Origin of the sequence: Zoogloea sp. (assembly GCF_023150065.1) — a bacterium.
Taxonomy (GTDB): Bacteria; Pseudomonadota; Gammaproteobacteria; order Burkholderiales; family Rhodocyclaceae; genus Zoogloea.
The window spans coordinates 77,488-98,172 of the sequence record NZ_JAKLLN010000007.1 but is presented as its reverse complement, the minus strand read 5'-3'; the positions used below and the strand labels follow the sequence as shown (position 1 = coordinate 98,172).

Below are 20,685 nucleotides of genomic sequence, written 5' to 3'. Positions count from 1 at the left end.
TAAAAAAACCGACCGGTCCGCAAGGCCGGTCGGTTTTTTTGTACCGGCCCAAGCCGGGGGTGTAGGGCCTTGCGTCTCAGTAGCCCTGAAAATCCTTCAGCAGGAACACATGGACCTCGCGCCGGAAGTCCTTGTGGATGGGCACCACGATCTTGCCGAGCTTTTCGCTGGAGCTGAAGTGTGCGGCGATGTCGGGGATGTCGGCCTTGCGGCCGATGTAGACAATGTCTCGCCCGCGCTTGTCGTCCAGTCGGGTCATCAGCTCGTAGTGGTCGATGGGCGTTCCACCGGGATGCCAGGCGGCATACTCGGTGGGGTGAAGGCGGTACACCAGATGGGCGATAAGCTCACGGTCCTCGGCGACCATCACGCTGCCCGGATGCGCAGCCAGATAGGGGCGTACGGCCTCTGCAAGATTGATCCAGCCACGGGCGCGCTTGAAGGGGTCGTTCTTTGCGGTGAGTTCGATACCGGCGGCGCGGGCCAGGTCCGGCCAGTGATAGGCCGCGGTGGAGGCCAGCAGATTGAAGGCAATACCGGCGACGACCCAGCGCTTCCGCTCCTTCAGGAACACGGCTGGAACCAGCAGGCAGGCGGCGACAAAGATGGGGGCAGCCCAATTGCCGTTGGCCCGGCCGGTGAGCGCCTGTAGGCTCACCAGCAGCAGCAGCGGCAGGATGAAGATCAGCAGGGTGCGGTGGGCGGGGGTGCCGGCGAGGCGGCGGCTGCGGAGCAGTGCCCAGGCCAGCAGGATTCCCAGTATCGGGCCGAAGGACAGCCATTGGGCGCCCAGAAACTCCCCGAGCTGCCCTGGGTGCAGGCCCCGCTCGCCGTGGCCGACCCGGGTGATTTCGGCGGTATGGCGGAAGGTGGGGAAGTCGTGGGCCCAGTTCCAGTAGAGATTCGGTGACAGCACCGCGAAGGCGAGGAGCAGGGCCACCCAGGGTTGGGGGCGTGCCAGCCAGCGCCGATGGCGAGGGTCGATGATGAGCAGCAGCAGCGCCGATGGCAGGAAGGCGGCCATGGTGTATTTGGACATCAGGCCGATGCCGATCACCGCACCGCAGGCCAGCCAGTTGCGCCATCCGTCCCGCTCCAGTGCCCGCAGCAGGAACAGCAGCGCCAGCGACCAGCACAGCAGCAGCGGCGCATCTGTGGAGACGAACAGCCCCAGGGCTGCCACCAGGGGCATGGACAGGAAACCCAGCCCGGCCCAGAAGCCGACCCGGGGCGAGTACAGCCGGCAGCCCAGGGCGTACAGGGCGAAGGCGGTGGCAGGGTAGAGCAGCAGGGAAGGCAGCTTGATGGCCACCAGGCCGTTGCCGAGGAGGGCGGTGCTGGCCGCGATCAATGCCGCAATCAGCGGGGGCTTGGAGTAATAGCCCCAGTCCAGGTTCTGGGACCAGCCCCAGTAGTAGGCCTCGTCCACATACAGATCGATGCCCAGGTGGTTGATCACCCAGATTCGGTAGGTCGTGAGCAGGGCGGCGATGAGGGCCAGCGGCCCGATGAGGCTGCGATCGTTCATGGCTTGATCCGCACCAGGGCGACGCCGCCTTCGCGGAACAGGATGTCCACCGGAGCATCTTCCGGCAGGCGGTCGATGCGGGTCAGGCCCAGTTGGCCGGCCTCGGGGTTGCCCTTGAGGGTGACGGCCTGACGATAGACACTGAAACTGGGCGCGGTGGTGAAGCGCCAGAACACGACCTCCTCACCCAGCTCGCGGGCTTTCAGGCCGGCTGCCTTGACCGGGCCTTGGGCCAGCTCGCCCGCATAGGGGACGACCACGCCAGCCAGGAGGGCAACCTGCAGGGCTGCGGTGATGACAAGTTTGGGAATGAGCCGGATCCGGGGGAAGAACATGATGCCGAGCCAGACCATCAGGCCGCCGACCGTGGTGGCGATGTAGCTGCCGTCGGCCACTTCCAGGGCGCGTGCCAGCTGTGCGCGATAAAAGCCGTCGCCCAGATTGCTGTGGGCCAGGGCATCAAACAGGTTCGGCAGCAGCGGGAAGAGCAGCAACAGCAGGCCCGGCGCGATCAGATGGGGCCACGCCCGACGGGCTTCGCCCGCATGCAGCCCGATCAGCATGAACAGCGGCGTGCAGCCGTAGAGCACGTAGTGGGGCAGCTTGGTGCCCGACAGGGAGAAGAAGGCCAGCACGAAGCCGAACCAGATCCACAGGAAACGCCGGAGCGGATAGGCCAAGTCGCTGCGAAGCTTGCCCAGGGCGTTGATGAACAGGCCGCTCCAGGGCAGCAGGAGCAGGGGCACGGCGATCAGGTAATAGAAGGCGCTGCCGCCGTGGCCCTCCAGCGATCCGGAGAAGCGCTGGACGTTGTGGCGCATGATGAAGCCGTCGATGAAGTCCTGGCCGTGTAACGCGTAGGCGTAGGCATACCAGGGCGCCGCGATGGCGGTCAGGATCAGCAGGCCGAGGGGATTGAAGACGGTGCGCAGCCAGATCTTCCACTCGCCGCGGCTGGCGCAGTAGAGCAGGCTGACCGTGCCCGGGACGATCAGGGCAACCGGCCCCTTGGTCAGGGCACCCAGCCCGATCCACACAAACGCCCGCAGCAGGGGCGTACGGCGGCCGGTTTCGAGATGGCGCCAGACGTCGAAAAGGGTCAGGGCCAGCAGGCAGTTGAGCAGGCCGTCGGCGGTGGCGGCGCGGCCAATGGCGAAGGGGCCGAGGGCCGTGCAGGCCACGGCCAGGGCGATCAAGGCGGCATCCTCGCCGATTCGGCGGCGGGCGAAGAAGTAGGTGGCGTAGCTCCACACGATGGCCGCCACGGCTGAAGGTAGCCGGAAGGCCCATTCGCTGGCACCGAAGATCAGGTAGCCGATGGACTGCAGCCAGTAGATCAGGATCGGTTTGTCGAAGCGCGGCACACCGTTGAGGTAGGTGAACAGGAAGTCTCCCCGCTCGAACATCTCGCGGGTGGCTTCCGAGAAGGCGCCCTCGTCCACGTCAAAGAGCGGCGCGCCACCTAGACGCAGCAGGAAAGCCAGCAGCGGAAGTACGAGGATCAGGCGACCGAGGAGGCTGCCGGCGAGGGGGCCGCCGGCGGGATGGAATCCGGGCATCGGTGGAACCGCTTACTTGCCGTCGCCGTTGCGCCAGCCCTGACCATCTTCCAGGGCTTCACTGTCCCGGGCCACATAGGCCTGGCTCTGGCCGGATTCGAAGTACACCCGGGTGAGCAACTCGGCGAGAACGCCGGTGGTGACCATCTGGATGCCGGCAATCACGAAGAAGAAGCCGCCGAAGAACATCGGGCGGGTACCGATCGAGGCACCGGTGAACAGCTTGAGCAGGCCGAGGTAGCTGAGAATCAGCATGCCCAGCGCGCCCAGCCCCAGCCCGATGCCACCGAAGAAGTGGCCCGGGCGGGTGCGGAAACGCATGAAGAAATACACGAAGATCAGGTCGAGGATGACCCGGAAGGTACGCGAGATGCCGTACTTGGATTCACCGAACATGCGTGCATGGTGGGTGACGACTTCCTGGGCGATCTTGCGCGGGGTGGTGACGGTGGCCAGCCAGGCCGGGATGAAGCGGTGCATCTCGCCATAGAGGCGTACGTTCTTGATCGCCGTGGCGCGGAAGGCCTTGAGCGAGCAGCCGTAATCCTGCAGGTGCACCCCGGTGATGCGGGCGATCAGGCGGTTGGCGATCTTGGAGGGGATCTTGCGCAGGATCATCCCGTCCTTGCGATTCTTGCGCCAGCCGGCGACCAGGTCGAGGTCTTCGCGGAGCAGGCGGCCGACCATGCGCGGGATGTCGATGGGGTCGTTCTGCAGGTCGCCATCCATGGTGACGATGACGTCGCCCCGGGCCGCGTCGAGACCGGCCTGCATGGCGGCGGTCTGCTTGAAGTTGCGCATCAGGGCGACGATGCGTACGTGGGGCCCGTAGCGCAGGGCGGCCTTTTCGAGATTGGGCACCGTGTTGTCGGAGGAGCCGTCATCGACGATCACCACTTCCCACGGGTAGGGGTAGGGGCCGAGGGCCAGGTGGACGCGTTCGAGGAGCGGATCCACGTTGTCTTCCTCGTTGTACAGGGGTACGACCACTGACAGGCGATGGGGGGGCAGATCAGCCGGGATGTCCGGTGAGGCCGGCGGAAGCGGGGAGAGCTGGGTGGTGTCGGTCATGATGGCTATTCGGCTGAGATTTTGGTTTGCGCCCCGTCGGCGTCGGACGAGGCGGATTGTAAGTCGGACGCGGCGGCTGCGCTCGCTTGATGGGTGGCCGGGGCGGGGAAAAGCCAGGCGATGGCGCCGGCGGTGACGGAGCAGGCGATCACGAAGAGGTGTAGGGCCAGGGCGGCCTGCAGCCCCACGGCCAGCGCAATGCCGCTGGGGAGCAGGGCGGCGGCGGCTCCGGCCTCGTAGGTGCCGAAGCCGGCCACGCCCTGGATCGGCAGGATGGCGGCGAGTTCGGCGCCGAGCGCGCCCGCCGCGCCAACGGCAAGGCCCGCAGGGATCAGCGCCGCCAGCAGGCCGGCCTGGGCGGCGAGTTTGACGGTCCAGTTGGCCAGCGTCCATGCCCAGCCGAAGCGGGCGTGGCGGGTGCTTTCGGCGAAGGCGTCGCGAATCTTCCCGAGCTTGGCCGTCAGGGCCTTGCCTTCGGCCCAGTCGTGCGGAGCGCGGGCCCAGCGGGGGAGCCACCAGGCCAGGGCCAGTACCCCGGCGACAGCCAGTGCCTTGAGTGCCGGGTGCAGCCCCGGCCAGACGAGGGCTGCCAGCGCCAGAACGACGAAGGCGTCCTGCAGGCGGAACCAGAACAGGGAAGCGATGGCCCGGGGCAGGGCAATGCCGAAGCTCTGCCGCAGCAGCAGCGGAAAGGCCGCTTCACCGCCACGGAAAGGCACCACGTTGACCATCGCGTTGTGGATCAGCACGATGCGCAGGCAGGCGCCGAAGCGCCCCTTCGCCTGGGCACGGAACTCGTCGAAGACCCGCAGCGTACGCAGCAGGTAGGACAGCAGGAAACCGGTGGTGGCGAGGCCCAGGGTCAGTCCGTCGACTCGGCTGACCACCTCGCCGAGCCCACGCCAGCGGCCGTCGGACATCAGCCAGGCGAGCAGCCCCAGGGAGACAGCAACGGCAAGCGCGCGCTTGATGATTTTCATGTTCAGGACTCCCGCTCCGCCATCAGCGCTGCAGCGGCGCCACCGATCCCCCAGGCGGCAAGGCCGATCTGGTAGAGCCGGACCTGAGGATAGCCCAGGTCCACGAAGATCATGGCCAGGCTGGTGGCCACGGCAATGGTGGCCATGGCGCGGATGCCCCCAGGGCGTTCCCAGAAGCGCATCCTGCCCGACAGCCATACACCCAGGCCGCCGGCGATCCAGCCCCCGGCTGCACCGACCAGCACATCCAGCGGCCAGTGGGCGCCCACTGCGATGCGCGACAGGCCGATGAGCGCAGCGAGGGGCAGAAAGACGAGGGCCGCCCGGCCACGGCTATGATCCCGGGGCCAGGCGAGGATCAGCACGGCAGCGACCAGGAAAGCCGTCGTGCTGTGGCCCGAAGGGAAAGCGTGCACATAGAGCTTCTGGCCAATCTGCTGGAAGCTGCCGGCTTCCAGCACACCGGCTGGACGCATCACATCGAAGTAGCGTTTGCCACCCTGGCTGAAGAGCACGCCCAGCGGCGCTGCCAGGAAGGCGGCGGCGAGCCAGCGTGGCTGGGTCTTCAGGGTCGGGGCGAGCAGGGCAATCATGCCCAGCACCGATCCTGACAGGCTGATGGCCGACCACAGGGCGGGGGGAAGCCAACTGGCGCTGGCCGCGTTGATGCGCAGAAAGGCGGCTTGATTGTCGCCACCCAGTGCCAGGCCTGCAGCCAGAACCAACAGGACCGCGGCCGGAATCGCCAGCCAGGGACGCGGAATGGCGTCGGCTGAAGCCGCTGGCGTTTCGAACTCGGGTTCGGGCAGGGAGTGTGGGGGCAAGGCTTGGGTGGTGACAGCAAAACCTGGCAGTTTACCCGATCAGGCTGCCGGATTGACGTCGTCGTCAGGCTGCGCGCCCGCTGTTCCCGACGCTGGCGAGCAGGGCCGGGCGTTTGCCAGCCTGCTTGGCCCGGTACATGGCGGCATCTGCGGCGCGCAGGAGGCTGTCCTGGTCGGTGCCGTCGTCCGGGGCCAGGGCGAGACCGATGCTGCCGGCCATGGGGATAAGGTGTTCCTGGATCTGGAAGGGATGGGCAAAGACGCCGAGCAGCCGGTCGCCGAGGAAACGCAGGCTCTCCCGGTTGTTGATGTCGGGGAACACCCCCACGAATTCGTCGCCGCCAACACGGGCGATCACGTCGCCGTTGCGCAGGGCGGAGCTCAGGCGCTGGGCGATCTGCACCAGCAGGGCATCGCCGACTGCATGTCCGTAGGTGTCGTTGATGGGCTTGAAACCATCCAGGTCGAGAACCGCGACACCCAGCGCCAGCCCTTGCCCGGTGCTGCGTGCCAGTTCTTTCTTGAAATGTCCTTCCAGGAAGCTGCGGTTCGGCAGGCTGGTGAGGGCATCGTGGTTGGCGAGGTGCTGCAGGCATTCTGCGGTCAGGTGGCGTGCGGTCACATCCAGCAGGGTGACGATGCGCAGGGGGCCCTTGTAGCCTTCGATGGTGCCGGGAATCCGCTCGATCGCGAGGGGCATGCCATCGGGCCGCTCACCGGTCCATACACCTTCCTGCTCGGTCAGAATGTCCTCCAGGCGCTTGCCCCGGAGGGCCTTGCGGGGGCGGCCCAGCATGCGGCAGGCGGCCCGGTTGGCATCGGCGATCTTGTCAGTGCTGCCGAGGATGCAGACCCCGGCGCCGATCTGATTCATCATCGAGCGCATCAGCCGGCCGGAGCGCTCGGAGCGCTGCGTCTGTCGCAGCAGTATGGCGCACATGACCACGAAGGCGACCAGACCGGTGATCACTGCCAGCGCAGTGAGCCTATCTGCCTGCAGGACGGCTTCCTCGTGCTGGGTGGCGAGCAGCCGGGCCAGTTCGCTCAGGGCAGGGGCGATGGTGGCGAGCTCACTGGAGGCAACGGCGGAGCCCGGGTCGAGGACTTCGAGCCGCGCAAAGTTGTTCCAGCGGGCCAGCAGTTCGGTCAGGGTGCGACGTGCGGCAGGGTTGTCGAGGGGCGTCAGAACGAGTTCGACGTTCTCGAGGGTGTGGACCGCTCCCCCTCCGGCAAGCCCTTGCAGCGCTGACTCCAGCCAGCGGTGACGCGGGTCGCGGACGGCTGGGTTGACGATGATGTCGGCGTGGACCGTGGGGGCCTGGCCGGCCGCAATGTGCCACGCCATGGCCGTGCTCTGGCGGACCAGTGACAGCTGTTCGGATACGCGCCGATGCGCCGCCGTCTGCTGGTATGCCTGAATCAGGATGGTCGTCTCGATGGCGCAGAAAAGGACGGCGAGCACCCAGAATGTCCGGGAGGACAGGGAGGCTCGGGGTGACGCGCGGCGAGATGACATGAACGATCGATCCACAAACGGGATGGCGGCGGATTATTGCATAGGTCGGATGCATTTCCGACCGCCCTGGCCGTGCATCCGGCATGCACGGCCGAGTTCTGGCGCGAAACCCTGATCGGAGCTGGCGATGGGCTCGGGTATAATCCCGGGCTTTTCTCGGGTCCGTCCGTGAGTCTCGTGACTTTCGACGGGCCGGTACAAACCTCGCGCCCATCCTTGCCATGTCCGAAATCCTCAAGCTGCGCGGTGCGCCCGCCGTCTCCCGCTCCCGTCTTGACCGCCTGACCGAGTCGGTCAAATCCGTGCTGCCCCGCCTCAAGGGGCTGGCCGCGGAGCACTGGTACCTCGCCGAGATCAGCGCGCCCCTGTCGGCCGACGAGCTCGCCCGGCTGGTGGATCTGCTCGGTGCGCACCCTGAAGGTGATGTGCCCGCGGGCAGCCTGCTGTTGGTCACGCCGCGCCTGGGCACCATCTCGCCCTGGTCGTCCAAGGCTACCGACATTGCCCGGCAATGCGGTTTCGACAAGATCATCCGCATCGAGCGGGGCACGGCCCTCAGCTTCGAGCTGCGTGGCGGCCTCGATGCCCGCGACCGCGAGGCGGTGCTGCCGACCATCCACGACCGCATGACCGAGTCGGTGCTGGACAACGTGGACGCGGCTCACGCCCTGTTCCACCACTACGCGCCCCAGCCTCTCACCACCGTGGCCATCATCGAGCAGGGCCGCGACGCCCTGGTGGTGGCCAACAGCGAGCTGGGCCTGGCACTGTCCGAGGACGAGATCGATTACCTGGTAGACAACTTCACCCGCATGGGGCGCAACCCCACCGACGTGGAGCTGATGATGTTCGCCCAGGCCAACTCCGAACACTGCCGCCACAAGATCTTCAACGCCGACTGGGTGATCGACGGCCGGCCCATGGACAAGACCTTGTTCGGCATGATCCGCGAGACCCACAAGGCCCACCCGGAGGGCACCGTGGTGGCCTACTCCGACAACGCCTCAGTGATCGAAGGGGCGACCGTTGCCAAGCTCTACCCGGATGCCGAGGGCGCCTGGAAGTACCGCGACGAGCTGACCCATATCCTGGCCAAGGTCGAGACCCACAACCACCCCACCGCGATCTCTCCCTTCCCGGGCGCTTCCACCGGCTCTGGCGGCGAGATCCGCGACGAAGGCGCCACCGGCCGCGGCTCCAAGCCCAAGGCGGGCCTTACCGGTTTTTCCGTGTCCAACCTGGAGATTCCCGGCTTCGAGCAGCCCTGGGAGCAGGCCTATGGCAAGCCCGAACGCATCGCCTCGGCCCTCGACATCATGATCGAAGGCCCCCTGGGTGGTGCCGCCTTCAACAATGAATTCGGCCGCCCCAACCTGACCGGCTACTTCCGGACCTTCCAGCAGAGCGTGCAGGACGAGGTGCGGGGCTACCACAAGCCCATCATGATCGCCGGCGGCCTGGGCTGCATCCAGGACCAGCAGTCCTTCAAGATCAAGTTCGGCCCCGGCACCCTGCTGATCCAGCTGGGCGGCCCCGGCATGCTCATCGGCCTCGGTGGCGGCGCCGCCTCGTCGATGGCCACCGGCACCAACACCGCCGACCTGGACTTCGCGTCCGTGCAGCGCGGCAACCCGGAAATCCAGCGGCGCTGCCAGGAGGTCATCGACGCCTGCTGGCAGAAGGGTGAAGCGAACCCCATCCTGTCGATCCACGACGTGGGCGCCGGCGGCCTGTCCAACGCCTTCCCCGAGCTGGCCGATTCCGCCGAGCTGGGCGCCCGCTTCGAGCTCCGCGAGGTGCACATCGAAGAGCCGGGCATGAGCCCGCGGGAGATCTGGTCGAACGAGTCCCAGGAGCGCTACGTGCTGGCCATCGCGCCAGAGAGCCTGGATGTCTTCAAGGCCATCTGCGAGCGCGAGCGCTGCCCCTTCGCAGTGGTCGGCACGGCTTCGGATGATGGTCAGCTGGTGGTGTCCGACCGCCACTTCGACAACAACGCGGTGGACATGGAGATGCAGGTGCTGCTGGGCAAACCGCCCAAGATGACCCGCAACGTGTCCACCCGCCAGGTCTTCGTGCCGCCCTTCGACGTGACCGACATCGATCTGGCCGACGCCTGCCGCCGCGTGCTGCGCATGCCGGCCGTGGCCAGCAAGAGCTTCCTGATCACCATCGGCGACCGCTCGGTGGGTGGCATGACCGCCCGCGACCAGATGGTCGGCCCGTGGCAGATCCCCGTGGCCGACGTGGCCGTGACCACCATGAGCTACCAGGGCTACCTGGGGGAGGCCTTCGCCATGGGCGAGCGCACCCCGGTGGCGACCCTCGACGCGCCGGCTTCCGGCCGCATGGCCATCGGTGAGGCCATCACCAACATCGCCGCCGCCGACATCCGCAGCCTGGGTGACGTGAAGCTCTCCGCCAACTGGATGGCCGCTGCCGGCCACCGGGGCGAGGACGTCAAGCTCTACAAGACCGTCGAGGCCGTGTCCCAGTTCTGCCAGCAGGCCGGCATCGCCATCCCGGTGGGCAAGGACTCCCTGTCCATGCGCACCGCCTGGAACGAGGAGGGTGAGGACAAGCAGGTGGTGTCGCCCCTGTCCCTGATCGTGACCGGCTTTGCCCCGGTGCAGGACGTGCGCCGCACCCTCACGCCCCAGCTGCAGTTCCCCGAAGGTGTCGAGACCGAGCTGCTGCTCATCGATCTGGGCAACAACGCCAACCGCCTCGGCGGCTCGGTGCTGGCCCAGGCCTACAACTCGGTGGCCGAGCACGCTCCCGACGTGGACGCCGGCCAGCTCAAGGCCTTCTTTGATCTGATCCAGCAGTGGCGCAGGGAAGACCTGATCCTGGCCTACCACGACCGCGCCGACGGCGGCCTCTTCGCGACCCTGTGCGAGATGGCTTTCGCCTCGAAGTGCGGCCTGTCGGTGATGCTGGATACGGTGGCCTACGACCAGTACATGAATGACGTGGATGGTCTCGACAAGCGGCCGGACTCCCTCAAGGGCCGCTTCAACGACATGCTCTTCAAGGCGCTGTTCGCCGAAGAGCTGGGCGCCGTGATCCAGATCCGCCGGGATGACCGCAGCCGCTTCACCGAAGCCCTGCGTGCCGCCAGGCTGTCCTACCACTTTGTGGGCGAACCCAACGACCGGGACGAGCTGCGCTTCTGGCGCAACGCCAAGCTCGTGTTCAGCGCCCCTCGCGCCGAACTGCTGCAGACCTGGTCCGAGACCAGCTACCAGATCGCCCGCCTGCGGGACGACGCCGACTGTGCGAAGGAAGAGTTCGATGCGTTGGCCGATGTCGCCAACCCTGGCCTGTCCGTGTCGCTGTCCTATGATCCGGCCGAAGATATTGCAGCGCCCTTCATCGCCACCGGTGCCCGCCCCAGGATCGCCATCCTGCGGGAGCAGGGTGTGAACTCCCAGGCCGAGATGGCCGCCGCTTTCGAGCGCGCCGGCTTCGCCCCCTTCGACGTGCACATGTCCGACCTGCAGGCCGGGCGCGTCCATCTGTCCGACTTCAAGGGTCTGGCGGCCTGTGGCGGCTTTTCCTACGGTGATGTGCTGGGGGCAGGGCAGGGCTGGGCCAAGTCCATCCTGTTCAACCCGGCGCTGCGCGAGCAGTTCGAGACTTTCTTCAAGCGCGAAGACACCTTCGCCCTGGGCGTGTGCAACGGCTGCCAGATGATGTCCAACCTGGCCGAGATCGTCCCGGGGGCCGAAACCTGGCCGCGTTTCCAGCGCAACCGCAGCGAGCAGTTCGAGGCCCGCTTCGTGATGGTGGAGGTTCAGGAAAGCCCGTCCATCCTGCTGGCCGGCATGGCCGGTAGCCGCATGCCCATCGTCGTGTCCCACGGCGAAGGTCGTGCCGTGTTCGCGGGCATTGACGCCCAGGACAACGCGAAGGTGGCCCTGCGCTACGTGGATAACAGCGGCGCCATCGCCGAGCGTTACCCGTTCAACCCCAACGGCTCGCCTGCCGGCATCACCGGCCTGACAACGCCGGATGGCCGCTTCACCATCATGATGCCGCACCCTGAGCGCACCGCCCGCACCGTGCAGATGAGCTGGCATCCGACCAGTCTGGGTGAAGATTCGCCGTGGCTGCGGATGTTCCGCAACGCCCGCAAGTGGGTGGGGTGATCGCAGGCTGAAGTCTCGCGGGGGCGGTTGCGTCCCGGCCCCGCGGTCACCGATGTAAAAAGGCCGGTGTGCTTTCGCGCACCGGCCTTTTTACATGTGATGCAGGGCGGGCTTACATGCCCTGGTAGATCGGCCCTTCGCCGCCCTGGGGCACAACCCAGTTGATGTTCTGGGTCGGGTCCTTGATGTCGCAGGTCTTGCAGTGCACGCAGTTCTGGGCGTTGATCTGCAGGCGCGGGTTGTCGCCTTCCTCGGTGCGCACGATCTCATACACGCCGGCCGGGCAGTAGCGCTGTTCGGGCGCGTCGTATTTGGCCAGGTTGATCGCAATGGGCACCGAACTGTCGCGCAGTTGCAGGTGGCAGGGCTGCTCTTCCTCGTGGTTGGTGTTGGAGAGGAAGACCGAGGACAGACGATCAAAGGTGAGCTTGCCGTCGGGCTTGGGATAGGGAATGGGGTGGCATTCGGCTGCCGGCTTGAGGGCCGTGTGGTCGGCCGAGTTGTGCAGGGTCCAGGGCACGTTGCCGCCAAACAGCTTCTGGTCGATGCCGAAGAGCAGGGACCCCAGCCACAGGCCCTTCTTCATGTAGGGCTTGAAGTTGCGGGTTTTGTGCAGCTCGGCGTGGAGCCAGCTGGCCTTGAAGGCCTCGGGGAAAGCGCTCAGCTCGTCCTGGGCGCGCCCGGCTGCCAGGGCCTCGAAGGCGGCTTCGGCGGCCAGCATGCCGGACTTCATGGCGGCGTGGGAGCCCTTGATGCGGGCGGCGTTTAAGAAGCCCGCATCGTCACCGATCAGGGCGCCACCCGGGAAGACCAGCTTGGGCTGGCTCTGCAGGCCACCGGCGGCGATGGCGCGGGCGCCGTAGGCCAGGCGCTTGCCACCTTCGAGGAATTTGCGAATCTCGGGGTGGGTCTTGTAGCGCTGGAACTCCTCGAAGGGCGACAGATAAGGGTTGGTGTAGTTGAGGCCGACGACGTAGCCCACCGAGACCAGCCGGTCTTCCAGGTGGTAGCAGAAGCCGCCGCCGTAGGTGGCCGTGTCCATGGGCCAGCCGGCGGTGTGCACCACCAGGCCGGGGATATGCTGGTCGGCAGGGATTTCCCACAGTTCCTTGATGCCGATGCCGTAGGTTTGTGGGTCGGCACCGTCACGCAGGGCGTAGCGGGCCTCAAGCTGCTTGCCCAGGTGGCCGCGGCAGCCTTCGGCAAACAGGGTGTACTTGGCGCGCAGCTCCATGCCGGGCTGGAAGTTGGGTCCCTGACTGCCGTCCCGCAGCACGCCCATGTCACCGGTGATGACGCCGGCTACGGCGCCTGCGTCGTCGAACAGTACCTGGGAGCCGGCGAAGCCGGGGTAGACCTCGACGCCGAGGGCTTCTGCCTGCTCGCCCAACCACTTGGCCAGGTTGCCCAGGCGGACGATGTAGTTGCCTTCGTTGTGGAAGGCGTCGGGCAAGAGGCCGTTGGGGATCTGCTTGCCGCCGGCTTCCGACAGGAAAATCACCCGGTCTTCGCTGACCGGGGTGTTGAGGGGGGCGCCCCGGGCCTTCCAGTCGGGGATGAGTTCATTGAGGGCGCGGGGATCGATCACCGCACCGGAGAGGATGTGGGCGCCGATTTCGGCGGCCTTTTCGATCAGGCAGACGGAAAAGTCCTGCTCTTTTTTTGCTGCGAGCTGCTTGAGCCTGATCGCGGCAGCCAGACCGGCGGGCCCGCCACCCACAATCAGGACGTCGAATTCCATCGAGTCACGTTCCATTGCTTTCTCCTCCTGAATCCTTATTTGATTTGTTGTTTCGGGCCTTTGGCCGTCAAGCTTAGCGCTGTGGCCCTGACGCGGCAAATGCCCTTGAGGCGGCTGTCCCTAGGGTGCAAAACATACGCATGCGTATGTTACATTGACCCACCGTTCCGGTGCGCTTCGTCATGTCATGTCGCAGTATCGCGTGCTGGCGCGGGATCATACCTACAAGAAACCCCGAAAGGAGAAACAGTGAGTGAGATTTCCGCAGCCGGTCCGTCGTCGCGCCGGCTCCTGCATACATCCCGACATGTCGTCCGCTGGGGCGACATGGATTTCTACGGTCACGTCAATAACACCGTTTACTTCCGCTACTTCGAGCAAGCCCGGGTGGAGTGGATCGAGGAGGCCGGTTTTGTGGTCAGCCCCCAGGCCGAGAACGGCGCGGTCATCATCAACGCCAGCTGCACCTTCCTGATTCCCGTGAATTATCCGGCCACCGTGGTGGTCAAGCTTTACGCCGGTGAGCCGGGGCGCAGCAGCCTGATGACCTGGTACGAGCTGTTCGTGGAGGGGGACGACAGGCTGTATGCCGAGGGGGCCGCCAAGATCGTGTGGATGGACCCGCGTACCGGCAAGTCGGTGCCGATGCCCGAGGCTCTGCGCAACACGGTAAGCTAGACAGGCTGCATGTGAATCGAGGCCGGACGGGAGATCCGGCACAACAAGAAGAGCGATCGAGGAGACCGTTTCATGAGTTATGCAGTTGCAGACCACCCCTTGTGGGTGCCCGACGCCGGACGCGTCGCCGCCGCCAACATCACTGGCTTTGCCCGCCGCGCGGAGCAGCGCTGGGGGCGCACGCTGCCCGATTACCCGGCACTTCACGCGTGGTCGGTGGAGGAGCCGGTGGAGTTCTGGACGTCGATCTGGGAGTACGGCGAGGTGCGTGGCACGATGGGTGGCAGCGTGCTTGAACAGCCCGGGCGCATGCCGGGTGCCCGCTGGTTTCCCGAAGCAAAGCTGAATTTTGCCGAAAACCTCCTGCGCAGTCGCGATGACAGTGATGCGCTGGTGTTCTGGGGTGAGGATAGGGTCAAGAACCGTCTCTCCCATGGCGACCTGTATCGGCAGGTGGCCCACGTCACAGCAGCCCTCCAGGAGATGGGCGTGGTGGCGGGGGATCGGGTGGCCGCGTGGATGCCCAACCTGCCCGAGACCATCGTGGTGATGCTCGCCGCCTCAAGCATCGGGGCCATCTTCTCATCGGCCTCGCCCGATTTTGGCGTGCAGGGTGTACTCGACCGTTTCGGTCAGATCGAGCCCAAGGTGCTGGTGGCGGCCGATGGCTACTACTACAACGGCAAGGTGGTGGACTGCATGGATCGCCTGGCTGCCATCACCGAAGGCCTGCCGTCCCTGCGCCGGGTGGTGGTGGTGCCGTATGTGCATGCCCATCATGACATCTCCCATGTGCCCCACGCGCGCATGCTGGCGGATTTCGTGAAGCCTTTTCTGGCCGAAACGGAAATTCCCTTCCAGCATCTGCCCTTCGATCACCCGCTGTTCATCATGTTTTCATCGGGCACCACCGGGGTGCCCAAGTGCATTGTTCACTGCGCGGGTGGCGCATTGCTGCAGCACCTTAAGGAACATCGTCTCCATGGTGACGTGAAGCCGGGTGACAGGCTGTTCTACTTCACCACCTGCGGCTGGATGATGTGGAACTGGCTGGTGTCCGGGCTGGCCTCCGGGGCTGCGCTGCTGCTTTACGACGGCGCGCCGATGCTGGGCGGCGGAGCGATCCTTTTCGATTACGCCGACGCCGAGGGCATGACCCACTTCGGCACCTCGGCCAAGTTCATCGACGGCATCGCCAAGGCCGGGCTGCGGCCCCGGGAGACGCACCGTCTTGCCGACCTGCGGGCGATGTTCTCGACGGGCAGTCCGCTGGTGCCCGAAGGCTTTGAATACGTGTACCGGGAGGTCAAGGCCGACCTGTGCCTGTCGTCCATTTCGGGTGGAACCGACATCATCTCCTGCTTCGTGCTGGGCAACCCGACCCTGCCCGTGTGGCCCGGCGAGATCCAGTGCCGTGGCCTCGGGATGGCGGTGGACGTGTTCGACGAGATCGGCGTGCCGGTGCGTGGCGAAAAGGGCGAGCTGGTGTGTACGCGGCCCTTTCCGGTGATGCCTGTCGGGTTCTGGAACGATCTGGACGGGGCACGCTACCGGGCGGCCTATTTCGAGCGCTTCGAGAACGTCTGGTGCCACGGCGACTACTCGGAGATCACGCCCCACGACGGCCTGATCATCTACGGGCGCTCCGACGCGACCCTCAATCCGGGTGGCGTGCGCATCGGTACGGCCGAGATCTATCGCCAGGTGGAGAAGCTGCAGGAGGTGGTCGAATCCCTGGTGATCGGTCAGCAATGGCCGCCGGGCGACGCCAGCGACGTGCGGGTGGTGCTGTTCGTCAAGCTGCGCGAAGGACTGGCACTGGATGAGGGCTTGGTCAATCGCATCCGCGGCACCATCCGCGAGAACACCACGCCCCGGCACGTGCCGGCCCGGGTGGTGCAGGTGATGGACATTCCACGCACCAAGAGCGGAAAGATCGTGGAGCTGGCGGTGCGGGCGGTGGTGCATGGCGAGCCGGTCAAGAACGTCGAGGCGCTGGCCAACCCGGCTGCGCTCGACGAGTTCCGGGCACGTCCCGAGCTTCAGTCCTGAGGAGCGTGCCATGTTGATGGATGCAAGCAAGTCCAGTCTGCTGATCGTCGATGTGCAGGAGCGCCTGTTGCCGGCCATCGCCGATGGCGAGGCGGTGCTGCAGAACTGCATCTGGCTGGCCGGTGTGGCCCGCCGCCTGCAGGTTCCGGTGGTGGTTTCCGAACAGTATCCGGCCGGGCTGGGGCCTACGGCGACAGCCCTGCGTGAGGCGCTGGAGGGTGCGCGCTTTGTCGAGAAGACCCACTTCTCGTGCGTGGCTGACGGCTGCCTGGCTGGCACCCAGGTGGATGCGCGGCGGCAGGTGGTGGTGGTGGGGACCGAAGCCCATGTCTGTGTCATGCAGACGGTGCTGGAGCTGCGCTGGCAGGGTAAGGAGGTCTTCCTTGTCGAGGATGCCGTCGGGTCGCGCAAGGCGGTCGACAAGCAGGCCGCCTTGGCCCGCATGCGCGCCCACGGGGTTGAGGTGGTGACCCGTGAAATGGTGGCTTTCGAGTGGCTCAAGCGCAGTGCCACGGAGCTGTTCCGGGAGGTCAATCGGGACTTCATCCGCGACAATTGAGTCGTCTCCGGCCGTGGCCCTTCAAGGGGCGCGCGGCCGGACCGGACGCATCGAAGGGACGGGTGGCGGGGGGCGAATGTGGTTCCTACGGTAGTCGGCCCGTTGAAGTGAGGGGGCTGGATCGGGTATCATTCCCCTTTCCAGAAGTCCCCCGTGTCATGACCAAATACGTCTTTGTTACCGGTGGTGTCGTGTCCTCTCTGGGCAAGGGCATCGCCGCCGCCTCCCTCGGGGCGATTCTCGAATCCCGCGGCATCAAGGTTACCCACCTCAAGCTCGACCCCTACATCAACGTCGACCCCGGCACGATGAGCCCCTTCCAGCACGGAGAGGTCTTCGTCACCGAGGATGGCGCCGAGACCGACCTCGACCTCGGCCACTACGAGCGCTTCACCAGCGCCAAGATGGGCAAGCGCAACAATTTCACCACCGGCCAGATCTACGAGGCGGTGATCAAGAAAGAGCGCCGCGGCGAGTACCTGGGCAAGACCGTCCAGGTCATCCCCCACATCACCGACGAAATCAAGACCTACGTGAAGCGTGGCGCCGAAGGTGCCGACGTGGCCATCGTCGAGGTGGGCGGTACCGTGGGTGACATCGAGTCCCTGCCGTTCCTTGAGGCCATCCGCCAGATGGGCATTGAGGAAGGCCGCCAGGGCACCTGTTTCATCCACCTCACGCTGCTGCCCTACATCCCGACCGCCGGCGAGCTGAAGACCAAGCCGACCCAGCACTCGGTCAAGGAACTGCGCGAGATCGGCATCCAGCCCGACATCCTGCTGTGCCGCGCCGATCGCTCGGTGCCTGCCGACGAGCGCCGCAAGATCGCCCTGTTCTGCAATGTGATGCCGGAAGCCGTGATCGAGTGTCTCGATGCCGACTCCATCTATCGCATTCCGGGCATGCTCCACGACCAGATGCTGGACGAGATCGTCTGCCACAAGCTGGGCATCCTGGCCCGCGCCGCCGACCTGTCCATCTGGGAGCGCCTGCTCGACGCGCTGAACAATCCTCAGAACAACCTGAACATCGCCTTCGTGGGCAAGTACGTGGATCTCACCGAGTCGTACAAGTCCCTGATCGAGGCCCTCAACCACGCGGGCATGCACACCCGCAGCAAGGTCAACATCCACTACCTGGATTCCGAGGACATCGAAAAGACCGGCTGTGGCGTGCTCGAGTCCATGGACGCGATCCTGGTGCCCGGCGGCTTCGGCCGTCGGGGTACCGAAGGCAAGATCGCCGCGATCCGCTACGCCCGCGAAAACAAGGTGCCCTACCTGGGCATCTGCCTGGGCATGCAGCTGGCGGTGGTGGAGTTCGCCCGTGACGTGGCCGGCATGCCGGGCGCGCACAGTACCGAGTTCGACAAGCACACCGCGCATCCGGTGATCGGCCTGATCACCGAATGGCACGACGCCTCGGGCAAGGTCGAGAAGCGTGGCGAGGATTCCGACCTGGGTGGCACCATGCGCCTGGGCGGCCAGCTCTGCAACCTGGCCGAGGGCTCCCTGGCCCGCGATGTTTACGGCAAGGCCGAGATCACCGAGCGCCATCGTCACCGCTACGAGGTCAACAACACCCTGCTGAGCCAGCTCGAAGCCCAGGGGCTGCGGGTGGCCGGCCGGGCGCCGGGCACCGACCTGTGCGAGATGATCGAGCTGCCCACCGATGTACATCCGTGGTTCGTAGGCTGTCAGTTCCACCCGGAGTTCACCTCCAATCCCCGCAACGGCCATCCGCTGTTCACCGCCTTCGTCAAGGCGGCGCTGGCCCATCAGCAGGCCGGCTGAAAGGAAAACCCATGAAACTCTGCGGCTTCGACGTCGGCATCGACAAGCCTTTCTTCCTGATCGCCGGGCCCTGTGTGATCGAGTCCCGCGAGATGGCCTTCGAGACCGCCAAGGCGCTCAAGGACATCTGTGGTGAGCTGGGCATCCCCTTCATCTACAAGTCCAGTTACGACAAGGCCAACCGCAGCTCCGGCAAGTCCTATCGTGGCATGGGCATGGAGAAGGGGCTGGAGATCCTCGGCGAAGTGCGCGAGCAGCTGGGCGTGCCGGTGCTCACCGACGTGCACTCCGAGGCCGAGGTGCCCCATGTGGCTGCTGTGGTCGATGTGTTGCAGACGCCGGCCTTCCTGTGCCGCCAGACCGATTTCATCCACGCCGTGGCAGCGTCCGGCAAGCCGGTGAATATCAAGAAGGGCCAGTTCCTGGCGCCTGGCGACATGAAGAACGTAGTCGACAAGGCCCGCGAGGCCAATGGCGGCGCCGACACCATCATGGTGTGCGAGCGGGGTGCGTCTTTCGGCTACAACAACCTCGTCTCCGACATGCGCTCCCTGGCGATCATGCGCGAGACGGGCTGTCCGGTGGTGTTCGATGCCACCCACTCGGTGCAGCTGCCGGGCGGGCAGGGTACCGTTTCCGGCGGGCAGCGCGAGTTTGTCCCCGTGCTGGCCCGGGCTGCGGTGGCGGTGGGGGTTGCCGGCCTGTTCATGGAGACTCATCCCGATCCCGCCAAGGCTTTCTCCGACGGCCCCAACGCGTGGCCGCTGCCCCGGCTCAAGTCCCTGCTCGCGACCCTCAAGGCGATTGATGCGCTGGTCAAGGCCGAGGGGCTCGAAGAGCTGAAGGGCTGAGTCTGCGGGCGGTTTTCCGGTTTCGAAGTTAGAGGCGGCCGGAAGGTCGCCGCTGTAAATATCAGTGATAAGAAAGGAAGTTCATGAGCGCCATTGTTGATGTCATTGCCCGCGAAGTTCTCGATTCCCGCGGCAACCCTACCGTTGAGGCCGATGTCCTGCTGGAATCCGGCATCATGGGTCGTGCCGCTGTGCCGTCGGGTGCCTCCACCGGCTCCCGCGAGGCCATCGAGCTGCGTGACGGCGATGCTGGCCGTTATCTGGGCAAGGGCGTGCTGCAGGCGGTTGAGAACGTCAACACCGAGATCTCCGAGGCCCTGATCGGCCTGGACGCCGAAGAGCAGGCCTTCATCGACAAGACCCTGATCGACCTGGACGGCACCGACAACAAGTCCCGCCTCGGCGCCAATGCCATGCTCGCTGTGTCCATGGCCGTGGCCAAGGCCGCCGCTGAAGAGGCCGGCCTGCCCTTGTATCGCTACTTCGGTGGCTCCGGCGGCATGGCCCTGCCGGTGCCGATGATGAACGTCATCAACGGCGGCGCCCACGCCAACAACAGCCTGGACATCCAGGAATGCATGATCATGCCGATCGGCGCCAAGAGCTTCCGTGAAGCCCTGCGCTGTGGCGCCGAGATCTTCCATCACCTGAAGAAGCTCACCGACAAGAAGGGCTACCCCACCACGGTGGGCGACGAAGGCGGCTTTGCCCCCAACGTCTCCGGCACCGAGGAAGCCCTCAACCTGATCCTGGAAGCCACCGTTGCTGCCGGCTACGAGCCGGGCCGTGACGTGGTGCTGGCCCTGGACTGCGCCGCCTCCGAGTTCTACAAGGACGGCAAGTACGAACTGGTGGGTGAGGGCCTGTCCCTGACCTCCGAAGGTTTCACTGACTACCTGGCCACCCTGGTCGAGAAGTTCCCCATCGTGTCCATCGAGGACGGCATGGCCGAAGGTGACTGGGCCGGCTGGAAGACTCTCACCGATCGTCTCGGCAAGACCGTGCAGATCGTGGGTGACGACCTGTTCGTGACCAACACCCGCATCCTCAAGGAAGGCATCGAGAAGGGCATCGCCAACTCGATCCTCATCAAGATCAATCAGATCGGCACCCTGACCGAGACCTTTGCCGCTGTCGAGATGGCCAAGCGCGCCGGCTACACCGCAGTGATCTCCCATCGCTCCGGTGAGACCGAAGACTCCACCATTGCCGACATCGCGGTGGGTCTGAACGCCATGCAGATCAAGACCGGCTCCCTGTCCCGCTCTGACCGTATCTCCAAGTACAACCAACTGCTGCGCATCGAGGAAGATCTGGGCGATACCGCCTTCTACCCGGGCGTGTCCGCCTTCTACAATCTGCGTAATCGCTGATAGAGGGAC

The 20,685-nt window shown here is 65.7% G+C and carries 14 protein-coding genes; 7 read left to right on the top strand and 7 right to left on the bottom strand.

Annotated features, from left to right (window positions below; genetic code table 11):
• Positions 1–76: 76 nt before the first annotated feature.
• From L6Q67_RS10600 to L6Q67_RS10575, 6 genes are all read right to left on the bottom strand, one after another.
• On the bottom strand, positions 77–1,528 hold the full coding sequence (locus tag L6Q67_RS10600) for a glycosyltransferase family 39 protein (RefSeq protein WP_296568939.1): 1,452 nt from the start codon (positions 1,526–1,528) through the stop codon (positions 77–79).
• Positions 1,525–3,087: a glycosyltransferase family 39 protein gene (locus tag L6Q67_RS10595; protein WP_296568936.1), complete on the bottom strand. Its 1,563-nt coding sequence runs from the start codon at positions 3,085–3,087 to the stop codon at positions 1,525–1,527. The genes L6Q67_RS10600 and L6Q67_RS10595 overlap by 4 nt, the downstream gene beginning before the upstream one ends.
• Before the next feature lie 12 nt (positions 3,088–3,099).
• Positions 3,100–4,158 carry a glycosyltransferase family 2 protein gene (locus L6Q67_RS10590; RefSeq protein ID WP_296568934.1) on the bottom strand — a complete coding sequence of 353 codons (1,059 nt, stop codon included), beginning with the start codon at positions 4,156–4,158 and terminating at the stop codon, positions 3,100–3,102.
• A 5-nt stretch (positions 4,159–4,163) separates the two neighbouring features.
• Entirely contained in the window at positions 4,164–5,138 is a 975-nt protein-coding gene (locus L6Q67_RS10585) for a lysylphosphatidylglycerol synthase transmembrane domain-containing protein (protein ID WP_296568931.1), read from the bottom strand.
• A gap of 2 nt (positions 5,139–5,140) precedes the next feature.
• Positions 5,141–5,962, bottom strand: coding sequence for a phosphatase PAP2 family protein (locus L6Q67_RS10580; protein WP_296568929.1), 822 nt, complete (start codon positions 5,960–5,962; stop codon positions 5,141–5,143).
• Between the two features lie 64 nt (positions 5,963–6,026).
• Complete coding sequence (locus tag L6Q67_RS10575; RefSeq protein WP_296568926.1) at positions 6,027–7,424, bottom strand: sensor domain-containing diguanylate cyclase; 1,398 nt, start codon at positions 7,422–7,424, stop codon at positions 6,027–6,029.
• Between the two features lie 275 nt (positions 7,425–7,699).
• On the opposite strand from L6Q67_RS10575, the gene purL reads away from it, so the two are divergent.
• Entirely contained in the window at positions 7,700–11,629 is a 3,930-nt protein-coding gene (gene purL / locus L6Q67_RS10570; RefSeq protein WP_296568923.1) for a phosphoribosylformylglycinamidine synthase, read from the top strand.
• 112 nt (positions 11,630–11,741) lie between these two features.
• Here purL and L6Q67_RS10565 read toward each other — a convergent pair whose 3' ends face one another.
• Entirely contained in the window at positions 11,742–13,385 is a 1,644-nt protein-coding gene (locus L6Q67_RS10565; protein WP_296568921.1) for an electron transfer flavoprotein-ubiquinone oxidoreductase, read from the bottom strand.
• 234 nt (positions 13,386–13,619) lie between these two features.
• On the opposite strand from L6Q67_RS10565, the gene L6Q67_RS10560 reads away from it, so the two are divergent.
• The 6 genes from L6Q67_RS10560 to eno all read left to right on the top strand — a co-directional run bounded on the left by L6Q67_RS10560 (position 13,620) and on the right by eno (position 20,676).
• Entirely contained in the window at positions 13,620–14,048 is a 429-nt protein-coding gene (locus L6Q67_RS10560) for a thioesterase family protein (RefSeq protein ID WP_296568918.1), read from the top strand.
• A 72-nt stretch (positions 14,049–14,120) separates the two neighbouring features.
• Entirely contained in the window at positions 14,121–16,100 is a 1,980-nt protein-coding gene (locus L6Q67_RS10555; protein ID WP_296568915.1) for an acetoacetate--CoA ligase, read from the top strand.
• 10 nt (positions 16,101–16,110) lie between these two features.
• Entirely contained in the window at positions 16,111–16,659 is a 549-nt protein-coding gene (locus tag L6Q67_RS10550) for a hydrolase (RefSeq protein ID WP_296568912.1), read from the top strand.
• A gap of 158 nt (positions 16,660–16,817) precedes the next feature.
• Positions 16,818–18,452, top strand: a complete 1,635-nt coding sequence (locus tag L6Q67_RS10545; protein WP_296568909.1) for a CTP synthase — start codon at positions 16,818–16,820, stop codon at positions 18,450–18,452.
• A gap of 11 nt (positions 18,453–18,463) precedes the next feature.
• Complete coding sequence (gene kdsA, locus L6Q67_RS10540; RefSeq protein ID WP_296568906.1) at positions 18,464–19,303, top strand: 3-deoxy-8-phosphooctulonate synthase; 840 nt, start codon at positions 18,464–18,466, stop codon at positions 19,301–19,303.
• An 83-nt stretch (positions 19,304–19,386) separates the two neighbouring features.
• The gene (gene eno, locus L6Q67_RS10535) at positions 19,387–20,676 is read left to right on the top strand and encodes a phosphopyruvate hydratase (protein WP_296568904.1); all 1,290 of its coding nucleotides are present in this window, start codon (positions 19,387–19,389) and stop codon (positions 20,674–20,676) included.
• Positions 20,677–20,685 lie beyond the last annotated feature (9 nt).